The sequence below is a fragment of the Alteromonas sp. ABD4_190 genome, assembly GCF_056160105.1.
The window spans coordinates 3,515,897-3,530,583 of the sequence record NZ_JBSWWN010000001.1 but is presented as its reverse complement, the minus strand read 5'-3'; the positions used below and the strand labels follow the sequence as shown (position 1 = coordinate 3,530,583).

14 protein-coding genes are annotated in these 14,687 nt (G+C 43.0%); 5 read left to right on the top strand and 9 right to left on the bottom strand.

Features of this window, described 5'->3' with window-relative positions; translation table 11 throughout:
* Positions 1 to 234 precede the first annotated feature (234 nt).
* Entirely contained in the window at positions 235 to 1,086 is an 852-nt protein-coding gene (locus tag ACXAFM_RS15385) for a DUF72 domain-containing protein (RefSeq protein ID WP_474835100.1), read from the top strand.
* 124 nt (positions 1,087 to 1,210) lie between these two features.
* Positions 1,211 to 1,696, top strand: a complete 486-nt coding sequence (locus tag ACXAFM_RS15380; RefSeq protein WP_474835098.1) for a GAF domain-containing protein — start codon at positions 1,211 to 1,213, stop codon at positions 1,694 to 1,696.
* A gap of 86 nt (positions 1,697 to 1,782) precedes the next feature.
* On the opposite strand, the gene ACXAFM_RS15375 is transcribed toward ACXAFM_RS15380, so the two are convergent.
* The 8 genes from ACXAFM_RS15375 to ACXAFM_RS15340 all read right to left on the bottom strand — a co-directional run bounded on the left by ACXAFM_RS15375 (position 1,783) and on the right by ACXAFM_RS15340 (position 10,575).
* Complete coding sequence (locus ACXAFM_RS15375; protein WP_014948857.1) at positions 1,783 to 3,123, bottom strand: sigma 54-interacting transcriptional regulator; 1,341 nt, start codon at positions 3,121 to 3,123, stop codon at positions 1,783 to 1,785.
* A complete protein-coding gene (locus ACXAFM_RS15370) occupies positions 3,120 to 3,704 on the bottom strand; it encodes a hypothetical protein (protein WP_474832189.1) in 585 nt (194 codons plus the stop codon). Before ACXAFM_RS15370 ends, ACXAFM_RS15375 begins: the two co-directional genes overlap by 4 nt.
* A 1-nt stretch (position 3,705) precedes the next feature.
* Complete coding sequence (locus ACXAFM_RS15365) at positions 3,706 to 5,103, bottom strand: sensor histidine kinase (RefSeq protein ID WP_474835096.1); 1,398 nt, start codon at positions 5,101 to 5,103, stop codon at positions 3,706 to 3,708.
* 60 nt (positions 5,104 to 5,163) lie between these two features.
* Positions 5,164 to 5,445: an EF-hand domain-containing protein gene (locus ACXAFM_RS15360; RefSeq protein ID WP_474832184.1), complete on the bottom strand. Its 282-nt coding sequence runs from the start codon at positions 5,443 to 5,445 to the stop codon at positions 5,164 to 5,166.
* Between the two features lie 294 nt (positions 5,446 to 5,739).
* Positions 5,740 to 7,809 carry a putative bifunctional diguanylate cyclase/phosphodiesterase gene (locus ACXAFM_RS15355; RefSeq protein WP_474835094.1) on the bottom strand — a complete coding sequence of 690 codons (2,070 nt, stop codon included), beginning with the start codon at positions 7,807 to 7,809 and terminating at the stop codon, positions 5,740 to 5,742.
* Positions 7,810 to 7,973: 164 nt separating this feature from the next.
* A complete protein-coding gene (locus ACXAFM_RS15350) occupies positions 7,974 to 8,417 on the bottom strand; it encodes a tellurite resistance TerB family protein (RefSeq protein ID WP_474835092.1) in 444 nt (147 codons plus the stop codon).
* 155 nt (positions 8,418 to 8,572) lie between these two features.
* The gene (locus ACXAFM_RS15345; protein WP_474835090.1) at positions 8,573 to 10,249 is read right to left on the bottom strand and encodes a SpoIIE family protein phosphatase; all 1,677 of its coding nucleotides are present in this window, start codon (positions 10,247 to 10,249) and stop codon (positions 8,573 to 8,575) included.
* 20 nt (positions 10,250 to 10,269) lie between these two features.
* Complete coding sequence (locus tag ACXAFM_RS15340; protein WP_474832172.1) at positions 10,270 to 10,575, bottom strand: STAS domain-containing protein; 306 nt, start codon at positions 10,573 to 10,575, stop codon at positions 10,270 to 10,272.
* A 170-nt stretch (positions 10,576 to 10,745) separates the two neighbouring features.
* Here ACXAFM_RS15340 and yciH point away from each other — a divergent pair, with 170 nt between their 5' ends.
* From yciH to pheA, 3 genes are all read left to right on the top strand, one after another.
* A complete protein-coding gene (gene yciH, locus ACXAFM_RS15335; RefSeq protein WP_474832170.1) occupies positions 10,746 to 11,078 on the top strand; it encodes a stress response translation initiation inhibitor YciH in 333 nt (110 codons plus the stop codon).
* A 61-nt stretch (positions 11,079 to 11,139) separates the two neighbouring features.
* Positions 11,140 to 11,940 (top strand): response regulator, encoded by an 801-nt coding sequence (locus ACXAFM_RS15330; RefSeq protein WP_474832167.1) that lies wholly within the window; start codon positions 11,140 to 11,142, stop codon positions 11,938 to 11,940.
* A 309-nt stretch (positions 11,941 to 12,249) separates the two neighbouring features.
* Positions 12,250 to 13,431: a prephenate dehydratase gene (gene pheA, locus ACXAFM_RS15325; protein WP_474835088.1), complete on the top strand. Its 1,182-nt coding sequence runs from the start codon at positions 12,250 to 12,252 to the stop codon at positions 13,429 to 13,431.
* Between the two features lie 75 nt (positions 13,432 to 13,506).
* Here pheA and tyrA read toward each other — a convergent pair whose 3' ends face one another.
* Positions 13,507 to 14,661: a bifunctional chorismate mutase/prephenate dehydrogenase gene (gene tyrA / locus ACXAFM_RS15320; protein ID WP_474835086.1), complete on the bottom strand. Its 1,155-nt coding sequence runs from the start codon at positions 14,659 to 14,661 to the stop codon at positions 13,507 to 13,509.
* Between the last annotated feature and the right edge of the window lie 26 nt (positions 14,662 to 14,687).

The following is a 14,687-nucleotide window of genomic DNA, read 5'->3' as shown; positions in this document are numbered from 1 at the left end:
TGATGTTTTTTCTTGCTTCGCATGCAGTGAATTGGCGTTCAAAACCGCTTATTTTTGGGCTTAAGACTTTGCCAAAAATCGCGTAAACTTGCTGGCCAATTAGCTGGCCCGCCCACAACATGCATAATGTAATGATTTAAAGGCCGCATAGTATAAACAAATGCTTGATAAAGCCCAATGACAAATATGCACAAATCAGCCATATCACAAGGAAATCTCTATATTGGATTGCCAATGTGGCAACACAGCCATTGGCCAAGCACGTGGTTCGCTAATTATCCCAAGTCTGATAATGGATTGTCGCTGTATGCCAAGGAGTGTAATACGGTTGAAGGGAATACCACATTTTACTCTCTTCCCCACCAAGACGCTGTAGCGAGATGGTGCGATTCAGTACCCGACCACTTCAGGTTTACTTTCAAGTTTCACCAAAACATTACGCATGTACATCAATTACAGCATTGTGATGAAGAGGTTGCCCAGCAGCTTTCTTTGTTAAGCCCGCTAAAAGAAAAACTAGGAGTAATGATGCTGCAACTGCCTGCTTCTTTCGGGCCAGAAAAGCTGCCCGTTCTGGATACTTTTTTAGCGAGGTTACCCCAAGAATTAAACGTAGCGGTTGAAGTGCGCCACTTGGCATTTTTTGCAAAGGGGGATGAGGAAAAGGCGCTTAACCAACTTTTGATCCGCCACGGTGCGAATAGAATCATTATGGACACCCGAGCGCTTTTCACTGGCTCTTTAGACGCAGGGGGAAACAATAGACGAGCGATGCTGAAGGAAGTGCGAGAGAAAAAGCCCCGTGTACCGGTAAACGTTATCGCTACAGGCCATACTCCCATTGTGCGTTTTGTAGGCAATGATGTTGATGATGATAACATGCGCTGTTTGTTACCTTGGGTGAAAAAAGTGAGGATTTGGCAAAGAGAAGGAAAGGACGTGTACTTTTTTTGTCACCGCCCAGACAACAAAGATGCTCCCTGGTTAGCGCAGCAGTTTATCGATTTGTATAACAACACTACTCCATCACTCGCGCTAAATAACCTGTCTATTAAAACCCAACCAGAGCAGAATTCACTGTTTTGATGACGAGCAACTGACATTGAGCCTATCAATATTTTTTAATAGATAGCGTTTTTCTAATTCAACGGTAAACTACTGCTCTTATCTATTTTGGTACTACACCATTATTTACCGTGAAATAACCGCAATGAACCATGAATATGAGAAAGCGCGTATTGCTGCGCTTGAATCGCTAGATATATTAGATACTTCCCCAAGTGAACAACTTGACGAACTTACCAAAACTGTACAAGAAGAATTTAGTGCAAAAACTTGCTTGGTAAGCCTTGTTGCAGAAGATCGCCAATGGTTTAAGTCTCGCCAGTGTATGGATGCTACCGAAACACCGCGTAATATCTCGTTTTGCACCTACGCGATAGCCGAAGAAGAGTACTTAATTGTTCCCGACGCAAAAGCCGATAAGCTATTTGCTAATAACCCGCTAGTCACTGGAAACCCTTTTATTAGAGCGTATGCAGGTGTCATTTTGCGCAATAAAGACGGATATGAGTTGGGAACGTTATGCCTTCTGTTTGATGAACCACGTAACTTTACGGTACCTGAGATAGAAAGCTTAAAAAACCACGCCCGCACAGTTGAAGCCATTATTTTTTCAGAGCTCCTTCCGACATAACCACAGATTAACGTTTACCGTATAGCAAAACAAAAACGCATCACTTTTTAGTGATGCGTTTAATACCTCTCTAAACTCGACTATGTCTATCTGAAATCAGCCGCGTCTAGCTCGTGCTTTTTCATAAGTTTATGCATGTCTGTACGGTTTCTTCCTGCAAGCTCTGCCGCCCGCGTTACGTTGCCGTCGGTCATTTTAAGCAGCTTGTGCAAGTATTGCTGTTCAAACGCGTCTCTAGCCTCTGTAAGCGTTGGCCAGCTTTGTTTAGTAGCAGACAAGGCCTGTTCTACTAGGTGGAGCGGAATCACAGGCGTTTGCGTTAACGCAACACACTGCTCGACCACATTCACAAGCTGACGTACGTTACCTGGCCAAGATGAGGTTACTAGCTGTTGCATAGCGTCATCAGAAAATTGGCTTACATTCACGCCATGACGCTGCGCGCTTTGCTGGAGCAGCGAGCGAGCCAAAAGTGGAATATCTTCACTTCGCGATTTCAGCGACGGAAGTTTTAGATTCACCACGTTTAGACGGTAATATAAATCTTCGCGGAAGGTGCCTTCTTCCATTTCTTTGTGCAAGTCTTTATGCGTTGCAGAAATGATACGCACATCGATGTCTACGTGCTTGCTGCTACCTACTGGACGAATTTGGCGCTCTTGTAATGCACGCAACAGTTTTACCTGTAGCGTCATCGGCATATCGCCAATCTCATCCAAGAACAAGGTACCGCCGTCGGCTTCTCTAAACAGACCTGGGTGAGCAGCTACAGCACCGGTAAACGCACCTTTAGCATGCCCAAATAGCTCCGACTCAAGTAAGTTTTCTGGCAATGCTCCGCAGTTAATCGCTACAAATGGCTTGTCGCTACGGTTACTGGCCTTATGAATTGCATTAGCGAGCAACTCTTTACCGGTTCCGCTTGCGCCGCTAATAAGTACCGATACTTCTCTCTGCGCAATACGAAACGCTTGGTCTAGTACGTTTAGCATTTCCGGTGAGCGAGTAATGATGTCTTTCGCCCAATCCCCCGGCTGTGCAGCCTGAGATTGACTTAACGCTTTTTGCAAGAGCGCACGCAGCTCATCGTGATCCACTGGTTTCGGTAAGAAACCAAATACCCCGCGCTGCGTGGCCGCTACTGCATCAGCAATGGTTCCGTGGGCCGTCATTAAAATTACAGGAATGTCTTTTCTGATCCCCATTATTTCTTCGAACAAGCTTAAGCCATCTAGACCCGGCATGCGCAGGTCACTTAAAACAACGTCATAATTGTCGTTTTGAAGCTTTCTTAACGCCGATTGACCGTCTTCCACTGCGGTCACCTCATAACCTTCGCCTTCCAGACGAATGGTTAATAAGCGCAATAAGCTTTTATCATCATCAACCAACAATAAGTTAGGGTTACTACTCGCCTTCTCGCTCACTGTTGTGTACTCCTGTTTTTGTCCATCAATGTTGCTTCTATTTGCAACAGTTCTTCTAATTTTTTACGCAGATTAACGGCTTCTTGCTCTAGTGCCTTAACTTTCTCTCCACGAGATGTATTTTCTTGTTCCAACACAACCATTGCAGACTCAAGCTCCATTATCTGGTTGTTTTGCGAAGCTGCAATAACATTAACTACTTCTTGGGCTTCTACCGTGAATGCGCCCGCGATATCATTTAATGCTAGTTGTGCGCGCAACCTATCTTGATAAGGGGTGTCAGTGGGCAGTGTTAAAATATAAGCATGGATGGTATCAAACGCTGAATCCCCTAATGCTTTTAAAGCCTGCTTACGCTCCATCCAAGGTTGGTTGGCTGCAGCAATCCACGTATTAAGCCAATAAGCCGCATCACAATTGTGTTCGAAAACAGGGGGCGGCTCGTTAAACAAACAGATACCACGTTCTATTTTTGTTACAGGTGTCACTTCTTCTGGCTCACCCGTGTTGCTGCTGTTTCTGGTTAAACTCTGACATCCTGTCAGTACCAGTAAGGCAACAATTAAACCACTTATTCTCATTTTATTTTTCCTGTTGCGGAATGGTCACTCTAAAGCAAACATCGGCATAGTCTACATCTACCACTTTTACATCACCATGCATTAGTCGAGCGCAATCGGCAACAATTGATAATCCTAACCCCGTTCCGATAACATTGTCGTTTCTTGGCTCGGTCCCGCGGATAAAAGGTTCAAACAGCGTGTGTACTGATTCCGGCGCTATGCGTTTTCCTCTGTTGGCGACGTCCAGTACAAGATTATCACTTTCAGTATAAAGGCTAATATTTATCGGCCGTCCAACTGCTCCATGTGCTACAGCATTGGACACTAGGTTATCAAGTATTCTTCTAAATAATTCCTCGTCTACATTTATTGAAGATGAGGAGATATTCACGTCTACCTCTCTATCTTGAATGGCAAGTGCGTAATCCTCTAAACAGGCTTCAACTAATTTATTTGCATTACTTTCAACAATTTTAGGCTGCGCTTGTTGTAGTAGCAGATTGTAGTCGAGTAGTTTCTCAACCAGAGTATTAAGACGCTGGGTACTTGCAGTAAGTAATGACAGTACCTCTCGTTGAGCGTTATTTAATTCGCCTACCACGTTTTCTGATAACAAACTGCACCCTTCTTTAATGCTTGCTAGGGGTGTTTTTAGTTCGTGTGCGGCATGCCTTAATAGTGCGGTTCTGATGTGTTCTAACTGCTGTAGGCGATCATAAAGCCAATGTAAATCCTTCTCGACATCAATAAGCTCTCTCGGTGCCTGCTTAGACAACGGAGGAAGCTCACCATCGCTGCGCGCCATAATCCGAATAATCTTTTTGAGGTTATTAACGGGGTTTACAATCAGCTGGCTTCCCAGCAAGATAAGAAGAAATGACACACTAACCAGCATTGCAGTAGACCATGCTTGTTTTGCCTGCATGGCATTGAGGTCGTCCTGTTGGACCTTTACCCGCTCTGTAATAGCCGATTCTACATCGTCCCGTAACTGTTCAACACTATCTCCCACCGAAGCTAAATACGCATTGAGCAGAAGTTGATCTTCAATGGCGCGATATTCAGCGAGTTGATTGAGTTGCTCGGATAGGCGAGAACAAGTTGCAGGCACGGTAAGCGTTTGGCATAAGTTATCTGCCGCAACAGCAAACTGGTCTATTGCATTGTCAGAAAGTTGAGCAACCCTATCATTACGTAAAACGGCAAACTGCCTAATGCTGCGCTCCACATCAACTACAGCATTGTCTAGGCGCTGCATGTCACTTACAACATCAACCACAAAGCGCGTTTCGAGGGTGGTCATTTGACCTACTTTGGCTAAGTCACTTTGACTCTGCCAAAGAAGCGCAATAAGAGGAATAAGGGCCAGTACAAAACTACCTAGCGTCAACTGCCTTAGTGAACCAAGTTGTACCAAGCGTTCACCAAACGAAACCTTGTTTATCAGAACCTTACCCTCTTAAATATATTATTTTATCTACTCACTTGTGGTGAGATTTTCATTTCCTGGCGTCAGCTTGCTTTTTGCCATCTCTGTTTCAGAAAGCTTGCCGTCTTCGTTGTCGTCAATCAGCCCAAAGTTACGCAGTAGCCCTGTATGTCTAACTGCTTCTTTAAGTGAAATTAGACCATCTTTATCTACGTCTAATTTATGTATAAGCGAACGCGCTGGTGTAGCATGCGCATCGGCTACTGAAATAGCCTGTACGGCTGCAACAGCACAAAGTGCTAAGAAAACTTTTTCGAGACGTTTCATCATGAATCCTCCGCTAAACGCTTTTTAAATTCCTTCTCAATTCGACAATCGCTAATCTCCGTTGGTTACCAGCAATCAGTCATATGGATGTTACCATTAGTCTTCAATTAACCACTATATTTAATGAACTCAAACTTGTTATGCGATTTTCAGACCAAAATAAAAACCAACAATAAAAACAGAAGGTTAAAAGCATACATATTAGATTCTAGTCTGTAATCAAAAGACAGGTGTTGCAATAAAGAAACACTGAGCGTGAACATATGTCGGCATCAATCCGCCATCTTATTGCTAGCTTCAATAGAATTGCTCAGCCTTGTATTGGCAAGGGGAAGCGATGAGATCATTGATAGGAATAGGTTTGCTGAACATGAACCCCTGAACATTGTCACAACCGTGTTCAATCAAATAGCGCCATTGTTCAAGATTTTCTATCCCTTCCGCACAAACAGAAAGTGATAGGCGTTTTGCTAAGTCAATGATAGCACCTGTCACCAGTCGACTGCGCTCTGAAGATTGGATTTCCGTTACAAACTGTCTGTCGACTTTAAGGGTATCTATATTAATTTGAGTAAGATAACTCAAAGAGGAATAGCCCGTACCAAAGTCATCAAGCGCAATCGCACATCCCATATTGCTTATGCGTCTGAAAAACTTATTGGAGAGCGAAAAGTTTTCAAGGTACGCACTTTCGGTAACTTCAAATTCGATATTCTCTGGGTTTACGTCATAAAGCATAAAGGTATTGTAGATATGATCAAACAGTTGATTACTTCTCAAATCATGGCCGGATAAATTAATAGAAGCCCTGAAAGCGCCTGTAGCCCAGCGTTTAAGATCGGGCATATCCATACACACACGATTGATGACCCATCGTGTTATGCCAGTAATCTTTCCGCCTTGTTCCGCGATTGGGATAAACTCATTAGGCATTACAAGGCCAAACTCAGGGTGCTGCCAACGAATCAATGCTTCAGCGCCAATTACATCGCCGTTGTTGTTTACTTTAACTTGGTAATAAACGACAAACTCATCGTTCGTTATGCCTTGTTCTATACCATTAGCTAGGTGCAGTTTACGCTTGTGAGATTCCACCATATCTGGCGTGAATAGCGTGTAGCTCCCCCTTCCCTTTGCTTTTGAACGATACATGGCAAGATCAGCGTTGCTCATAAGTTCGCTTAAATCATAACCGGCATCTGAAGCTGTAGCCACACCTACACTCAAGCCCACAGTAAGCGAAAGTCCTCTGAGCTCAAAGGGCTCGTCGAAGGATGTGATTAATCGCGTAGCTAAACTCTTTGCTTGATCTGCTGTCGCATCTCTATCTGGGAGTACTAGAAACTCATCGCCCCCTAAACGAGCAAACAAGTCACCGTCTCTGAGTAAGCATTGCACCCTATCTGCAACTTCTATCAAAATAAGGTCGCCGGTCTCATGTCCTAGTGAATCATTTATTCCTTTAAAGCCATCAAGGTCGAAAAACAGCAGTAATAAATCTTCGTCGTTTCTCTTTGCTCTGGCTAATTCCAACCTAAGATTATCAAGAACAAACTGCCTATTAGGTAACCCTGTCAAACTATCAAAATTTGCAAGCCGAGACATTGTCTCTTGCTGATCGACCAAGGTTTGCCTTTGTTCAAAATTCACCAGTAATTCAACTTCAATAGCATCTAGTAGGCTATTAATATTGGTGGCAATTCTGCCAATTTCATTGGATGAATCTAGCGAGCTTCTAAGCGCGTAATCTTTGGTTTCAAATACATCTTGTGTGAACCGACCTAGAGAGGCTAGAGGCGAGATTAACCTGTACAAAACAAAGATACATACGCCAGTACACAATAGCCACAATGCGAGAAACACAGGTAACTGCTCAAGGAGCTGTCGAGCGCTATTCATTGTTTGAACGCGGCTAGCGTCGATATAAATAACAATGTGCCCCATAGGATAAAGGCTGCTACCAACAATTTGGTGGGCGACGATAACATCTTCGTAATGCGTTATGCCAAAGGGAATACTGATTGGCGACTTAGGTACTAGAGCGTTGCTTATTTCAAGCAACCTCTCGGGCTGAACGGTAGAAATAACGTTATAATTATTGTCGTAAAGAGTCGCTGATAAAAGGTACTCGTGTTCTTTTATTGGCTGAAAAAGCGCAGAAAGTAAAGTGACGTTACCAGGGTTTCTTTCCATCATCACAGATAGCTGTAGCGCAAGGGAATTACTTAAATCGGCGGTGTTGTTTTTCACTACCTCTATTACATACTCGCTGTTATCTAATCTATTAATAATAGCGATAGATATGATTAAGACAGCCGAAGATAAGGCAACGGCAAATCCAATGGGGACTTTCAATGTTTTAAACACAAGTGTGTCCTTGCTTACTACCTTGATTCAAGCGATACATGCAAGGTTGACGATTCCCTTAGCACAGCCACTTTTTTTATTATTTTGACTGCAATAGTATGTCACGGACTACAAAATTAAAAATGGATTTTTAAAGGTACTCATTTAATTGGAGCCAATGTTGATTATTTGGTACCTTCAACGACTTCAAGTTTCGTTTTAATGAACTGGCTGTGAGGAACATACAACAAATCTGCGATTTGTCTAATTGTACTTTCTTCCAGTGGCGCTAGCGACTTATCTGCGTATGCTATAACCCAAAGACTTTTAATGACGCTCACTTTTTCCTCTGCGGAGTAATGTTTATTAAGAACTTGAGTAAAGTGAACGAGGTCGACTGCATCATCCGCCGTTTGCTGCCCTCGTTTTAATAAAAGCACCATTGCCTCATCTTCGACATTAACCAGATGTTTAAGCTGCTTTTCATATTCTTCTTTTTCAGTTTCGGTCACCTGATTATCTGCGTTAACCAGTTCGCTAAGCAGTGCAGCGGTGGCGAGTTCTATAGAATAAGCAGGTTCCGCTTTTTTGTGGGACTCTTCAAAGAGTTTTAGAAAAGATTTCAGCATACGTCCTCGGGTCTAACGTTATAGTAATACAGTTTTCAACTAAGGAAACTGAGTATTCAGATAATTCTTACTGAGAGGAAGGAGATTTCGATTAGCTGTCGTAATAATTGGATAACTATGGGTAATAAAGCTAAAACATACTGACTGGCTAATGGCTAACTTCGGGTGTTTAACAGACAGGTGACTTTACTTCCGTTCTTATCAAACCACACTCGCTCACATAGTGTATTAACAAGGGGTATACCGCGACCGTAACACTCATCATTAGATGAGCGAGCCCCAGCTAAATGGGTTTTATTGTCCCACTTAAATCCTTGCCCGCTATCTTCAACCGAGAGTAACACTTCATTTTGTTCAGGCAACGATTCTACTCTTATGATGATTCGGCCATGGTTTAATTGTTCTAATGACGCTTCTCGCATCTCATAATATTGCTGGAACCCCATGCTGTCTTGTTTTAGCCTGGACTCGAGTTTCAAGAGACCGTGCTCAAGTGCGTTGTTAAAAAGCTCTGACAACACGGTATATAAGATCGAACGGATATTTTGTATACCCTCACACTGCCCTACTAACTGAAGAACGCGTTGAAGAACATCGGGCTCCTTCAGGTGGGGTGCATCGAGAACAATTTCATGCACCGATGGAAATGCTTTTGCTGCTTGGCTATTCAAGGCCATTTCAATCGGTTTTGAAGTAAATATAACTACGGTCACATCATCGTAGAATGCCGAAGTTTCACAGCACTCTTTCGCCCTTTTAAACAAAGACTTAGCATTAATAGCACTACTCTTTGTCATTTGCTCTTTTATTATGTCGACTAACCCATCCTCCAGCAACATATCACCATCGTCATTGGCAATCTCTATCAGCCCGTCGCTGCATACAATTAATTGTTCATTATGGCCCAAATGAATCGTGTCAGTATCCGTGTTTAGCTCATGTTCTTGCAAAATACCCAAAGCCATATGACGAGAGATGAATTTACGCAACCCCGCATTCGATGCAGCAGGAACAATGACCGCAGGCATGCCCCCTTGCCATAAAGTTATGCGATTTCCTCCCGCATTAATCTCACCAACAACAGCTGCCATAAACATATCACCAGGCAAAAACTTAATGAGGATTTGATTTAGTTCACTAACAATCTCAGATATTGATACGCCCTGTTGACTTAGCTCTTGAAACACACGAGTAACGGGTAACGCACCAATAGCCGAAGCAAGACCGTGTCCAGTAAAGTCCCCCACAATGAAATAAATGCCCCCACTAGGGCTTGCTTCGCACAAGAATAAATCGCCGTTAAAGGTTTCGGCAGGTTGAAGAAAGCAATCGAAATGCGCCTGCACTTCCGGGTGGTTAACTATGGCATGACTGAAAATATGCTCAACAATGGCGTGTTCCCGTGCCACCCTTTGATTAAAAAGCCGCAGGCTCTTGTTCTGTTGTTCTACGTGCTCACTTAACACACGTATTTTTAGGTGCGCCCGGATTTTTGCAATTAAGATATGACGGTCAAAAGGTTTTGTAGCAAAATCGTTCCCCCCTACTTCTAAACAGCGCACTAAACTGTCTTTGTCCTCTAGGGCAGTGATAAACAAAATAGGAAGATAAGGTCCTTTTGCAAGTTTACGGATTTTTGGAGCAACATCAAAACCAGACAATCCAGGCATAACAACATCTAGCAAAACCAAATCTGGCTGCTCTTCAATAAATGTTTCAATCGCCTCTTTACCATCCACTGCTTCAACACATTCTGTATAGCCGGCGTTATACAGCATGTTGGTCAAAAGAGTACGGTTGATAGCCTCGTCATCAACAATGAGGATTTTCAACAGAAAAAGTCCTATTCAGGCTACTTAATTTCGAACTTTTTATCGAACCGGGATATTTTGAGAATTTTTGCCACCTGAGGTCTGGCGTTCTCAATACTGTAGGAGAGTTCTTTGTCTGCCAATGTTTTCTGCATATTCAATAGCATGCCTAGTGCTGAGCTATCCATATACTCGGTACGAGACAAGTCTACAGCGATATGAGTTGCACCGTCATTTAGTTCGCTGTATGCGTTTCTAAAATCTTCAACTTTACTGAAGTCAAATTTTGTTCCTACATCGATTACCAATACTTTCCCTTGATTCTGGTAGCTTGACGTTATTTCCATATGCTTTCCTTAAAATGTCAGCAGAAATGCTTCAATACATGCTTTTAACTTTGCTATCCTTATCTTAGTTGAACTTTATTACATCGCCATTAAGAAGTGCTTAAACTTTCGTATGATGAAGTTTTAACAAGCATAATAAGGGTGGTTTTACGGATTTTATTGAGGTATCTATGCAAGATTGGCAAGACGCTCTTTTGGTCTACAGTACAGAGAGCGGCAAAATAAAGCCTGAGCAAAAATCAGAGCAACGTTCAGTTTCTTCAGACGGCGTAGTTCGTATTCACAGAGAAACGAAAGGTCGCAAAGGAAAAGGCGTGTCGTTAATTAAGGGGCTAGACCTTCCTTCTGACGAACTAAAGAAACTTGGCTCAGAATTAAAAAAGAAATGTGGTTGCGGCGGAGCAGTAAAAGACGGCGTCATTGAAGTACAAACTGATGACAGAGAAAAACTGCGCTCGCTGCTAACTGACAAAGGGTACAAAGTTAAGCTTGCGGGTGGTTAGTGATTGAAGACCACTTGTACGCTCTCACTTTTTCATAAACATATAACAAAAAGAGTCTGAAATGGAAAAGCTGTCAATTTCTGATTTACACATTATTTTGGTTGAACCATCTGACACACAACGAAAAATTATCACTACGTTGCTGTTGAAAGAAAACGTTAAGGAAATTGACCCAGTCAGTACCCTTTCCGAAGCCCGTTCAGCGGTTAAAGCCCATGGCGCCGACTTAATAGTTAGTGCTATGTATTATGAAGATGGAACTGCGCTGGAACTTCTAAAATTTATCAAAGAGGATGACGCATTTAAAAGCATTCCATTTATGCTCGTCTCTAGTGAAAATCGATTGAGTAAATTGGAAGAATTCAAACAGGCGGGTGTCGCAGCAATTCTTCCTAAACCTTTCGAGCCTCTTCATTTATCACGTGCCTTAAATGCGAGTCTCGACCTTATCAACCACGATGAGTTAGAACTTGAATTGTTTGATGTGCAAGACGTTCGCGTTCTGCTTGTTGATGACAGTAAACTTGCTCGGAATCATATTAGACGAGTACTCGAAGGAATGGGACTACAGCGAATCCAAGAAGCTGAAAATGGCGCAGCTGCGCTTACTTTGATAAAAGACCAAGCTTTCGACCTAGTGGTTACCGACTACAACATGCCTGAAATGGACGGTCGAGAACTGTCTGAATTCATTCGCTTTAATCCAGAGACCACACATATCCCTATTATTATGGTGACATCTGAATCGGCAGACAGTGCCCATATGGCCAACATTCAGCAAACCGGTGTAAATGCATTGTGTGACAAGCCTTTTGAGCCAAATGAAGTACGCCAAATGCTGTCAGCGCTGTTAGGTAATTAGCCTTCACAGCATGCTTATTTAAATGAATGCTACATATCGTGAAACTGCGCGATGTGTAGCAAACTCATTTTTAGTTCTTTTTCAAGATCCTCATATCAAAAACAACTATACATTTTGTAAAAATGGGTTGACACACATAGGGGTTCGACATACATTCAGATTCATGAAACAGATAATAAAGCACGTAGTATTTTTCTTTTTTGCGTTTACATCCTTTTATTAGGGAGGCGCAGCTACATGCATGAAAACCTCCCACTTGGGAGGTTTTTTTTTAGCAACATTTATTTATAAGATACGCACGGGAATGATATGTCAGACAATGCATTAGATACTGTTAGAGAGCGCATTACCGCTCTTGACAGTGAATTACTTACACTACTCTCAGAACGCAGAAAGTTAACCAACGAAGTGGCTGAGACGAAAATAAAGCACCACATTCCTGTAAGAGATCAAAAGCGTGAAGAACAGCTATTAGTGCGGTTAATAAAAGAAGGGCAAAGCATTGGTTTAGATCCTCATTACGTAACACAGATTTTTCACGTTATTATTGAAGATTCAGTTTTGAACCAGCAGGCCATGCTTGCCGAGCGCGCAAACCCTGGCAGCACACTACCGTTAAACCGAGTAGCGTTCCTAGGCGACAAAGGCTCTTACTCATACCTTGCTACACAGAAATATTTTTCACGTAGACCTGGAGAGCTGTTAGAAATTGGCTGCCAAAGCTTCGCTGAAATTATTCATAAAGTAGAGAGTACAGAAGCCGATTACGCGGTGCTGCCCATTGAAAATACAACCTCTGGCAGTATCAATGAAGTGTACGACCAACTTCAGCACACACAGCTAAGCATTATTGGTGAGCTTACCCACCCTATCCGCCATACTTTATTAGTGGGAACCAATACCAGCATCGATAAAATTAAGACGCTATATGCACACCCTCAGGTGTTTACCCAATGCAGCCATTTCTTAGCCGAGCTAGGTAACGTTGAAGTAAAGACTATGGACAGCACAAGCTCTGCCATGTTGACGGTTAGCGAACTTCAGCGCGACGACGTAGCGGCGATTGGAAGTGAAGCAGGCGGTAATCTTTACGGACTAATGGCGATTAAGAGTAACTTAGCTAATCAGAAAGAAAATCACAGCCGCTTTATTGTTGTTGCTCGTAATCCAGTGGTGGTTCCGCTTCAAGTACCAGCTAAAACAACCCTTGTTATGTCAACCATTCAGAAGCCAGGTGCACTTGTTGAAGCGCTACTTGTGCTTAGAGAAAACAGCATTAATATGACTAAGCTTGAATCGCGGCCAATACCCGGTAATCCTTGGGAAGAAATGTTCTATATTGATGTGGAAGGCAACGTAGAAGACGGCCCCGTACAAAACGCCCTTGATTCATTGCGCGGTATTACGCGCTACATCAAAGTGCTGGGATGTTACCCAAGTGAGGAAATTAGCCCAACTAAAGTAGCGGCGGCAAGTGCATTGACTGAATAATACAAGAAAGGCGAGCTCTGAAGTGGCCTTATAAAGTTGGACTCACTAGCTCGCCTTTTTACTCATTCATTGAGTTTACTTATCCCTTAAGAGCTGACCGTCATCTGCTTTTAACAACATCTGTTTGCTGTCTACTAAGCACTTCTTCGCATAGTCCCCGAACCACGCGCCGACTTTCATAAACTGTTCTACAAACTCTTTTTTATCGCCATTTTCAAGTAATGATAATGCAATTCCGAAGCGTTCATAAAAGCGGCGTAGCAACGCAAAGTTATCAGGGTTATTGAAGATAATATCGGCATACAGTTGTGGCGATTGGGCAAACAGTCTTCCAACCATTGCCAGCTCTAAACGATATATTGGAGAGCTAAACATGGTAAGAGATTCAAGATTAGGATCTTCACCTTTTAGGTGTTGTCCGTACACAAAGGTGTTGAAGTGGCGCATAACCTGAATGTATGCCATGGCTTGGTCGTGTTCTTGCGCGCTGGAGTCGTGAATTGTGGCTCCCCAAATTCGCATTTGCTCGACCAGCCAGCTGTATTTTTCGCTATGGCGTCCGTTACACACTACTACGACTTGTTTAATCATTCCTGGCGCATCAGGGCCAAACATAGGGTGCAACCCAACAACAGGGCCGCTATGCACGGCAAGCATCGCTTCTAAAGGTTTAGCCTTGATACTGGTTATATCTGCAAGCACGCAATCTTTTGGCAGCATAGTTAATTTGCTAATCACGGCTTCTGTTAGATTAATAGGTACTGCAACAACAACCAGCGAAGCACAACTTAATAAAGATGTTGCTCTGCCATTTCCCCAATCGTCTTTTTCAACGACCGAAACCTTGTAATTACTTCGTTCAAACAAGCTAACAAACACGCGGCCAAGCGCCCCTGCTCCACCAATAACAACAACGTTGTCGATGTCAGGTTTTACACAGCGGTATTTGTTGTTTTGCGTGTGATAAGACTCTCGCATTACGCGGCGTAAAAGGTCTTCAGTAAGTTCGGGAGAAACCCCTAGCGCTTCAGCCTGAGCTCGACGTGACGCGATCAACGCTTTCTCGCGTTCTGGCACGTAAACAGGCATGCCTGCTTCAGCCTTGATCTGGCCTACTTGGGTTGTGATTTGATTGCGTTTTGCGAGTAATTCGACAAGCTGGGTATCCAGCTCGTCGATACCTTCACGCAGCGTATCTAACTGTTTTAAGTGCTGCGATAAATCGGCCATTCTGTCTTATCCTTGAATCAAATGGC

Bases quoted from the DNA above. Each gene is read 5' to 3' on its own strand.
- ACXAFM_RS15385 (WP_474835100.1), top strand. From the start codon at position 235: ATGTGGCAACACAGCCATTGGCCAAGCACGTGGTTCGCTAATTATCCC.
- ACXAFM_RS15350 (WP_474835092.1), bottom strand. From the start codon at position 8,417: ATGCTGAAATCTTTTCTAAAACTCTTTGAAGAGTCCCACAAAAAAGCG.
- ACXAFM_RS15370 (WP_474832189.1), bottom strand. From the start codon at position 3,704: ATGAGAATAAGTGGTTTAATTGTTGCCTTACTGGTACTGACAGGATGT.
- ACXAFM_RS15330 (WP_474832167.1), top strand. From the start codon at position 11,140: ATGGAAAAGCTGTCAATTTCTGATTTACACATTATTTTGGTTGAACCA.
- ACXAFM_RS15360 (WP_474832184.1), bottom strand. From the start codon at position 5,445: ATGATGAAACGTCTCGAAAAAGTTTTCTTAGCACTTTGTGCTGTTGCA.
- yciH (WP_474832170.1), top strand. From the start codon at position 10,746: ATGCAAGATTGGCAAGACGCTCTTTTGGTCTACAGTACAGAGAGCGGC.
- ACXAFM_RS15340 (WP_474832172.1), bottom strand. From the start codon at position 10,575: ATGGAAATAACGTCAAGCTACCAGAATCAAGGGAAAGTATTGGTAATC.
- tyrA (WP_474835086.1), bottom strand. From the start codon at position 14,661: ATGGCCGATTTATCGCAGCACTTAAAACAGTTAGATACGCTGCGTGAA.
- pheA (WP_474835088.1), top strand. From the start codon at position 12,250: ATGTCAGACAATGCATTAGATACTGTTAGAGAGCGCATTACCGCTCTT.
- ACXAFM_RS15380 (WP_474835098.1), top strand. From the start codon at position 1,211: ATGAACCATGAATATGAGAAAGCGCGTATTGCTGCGCTTGAATCGCTA.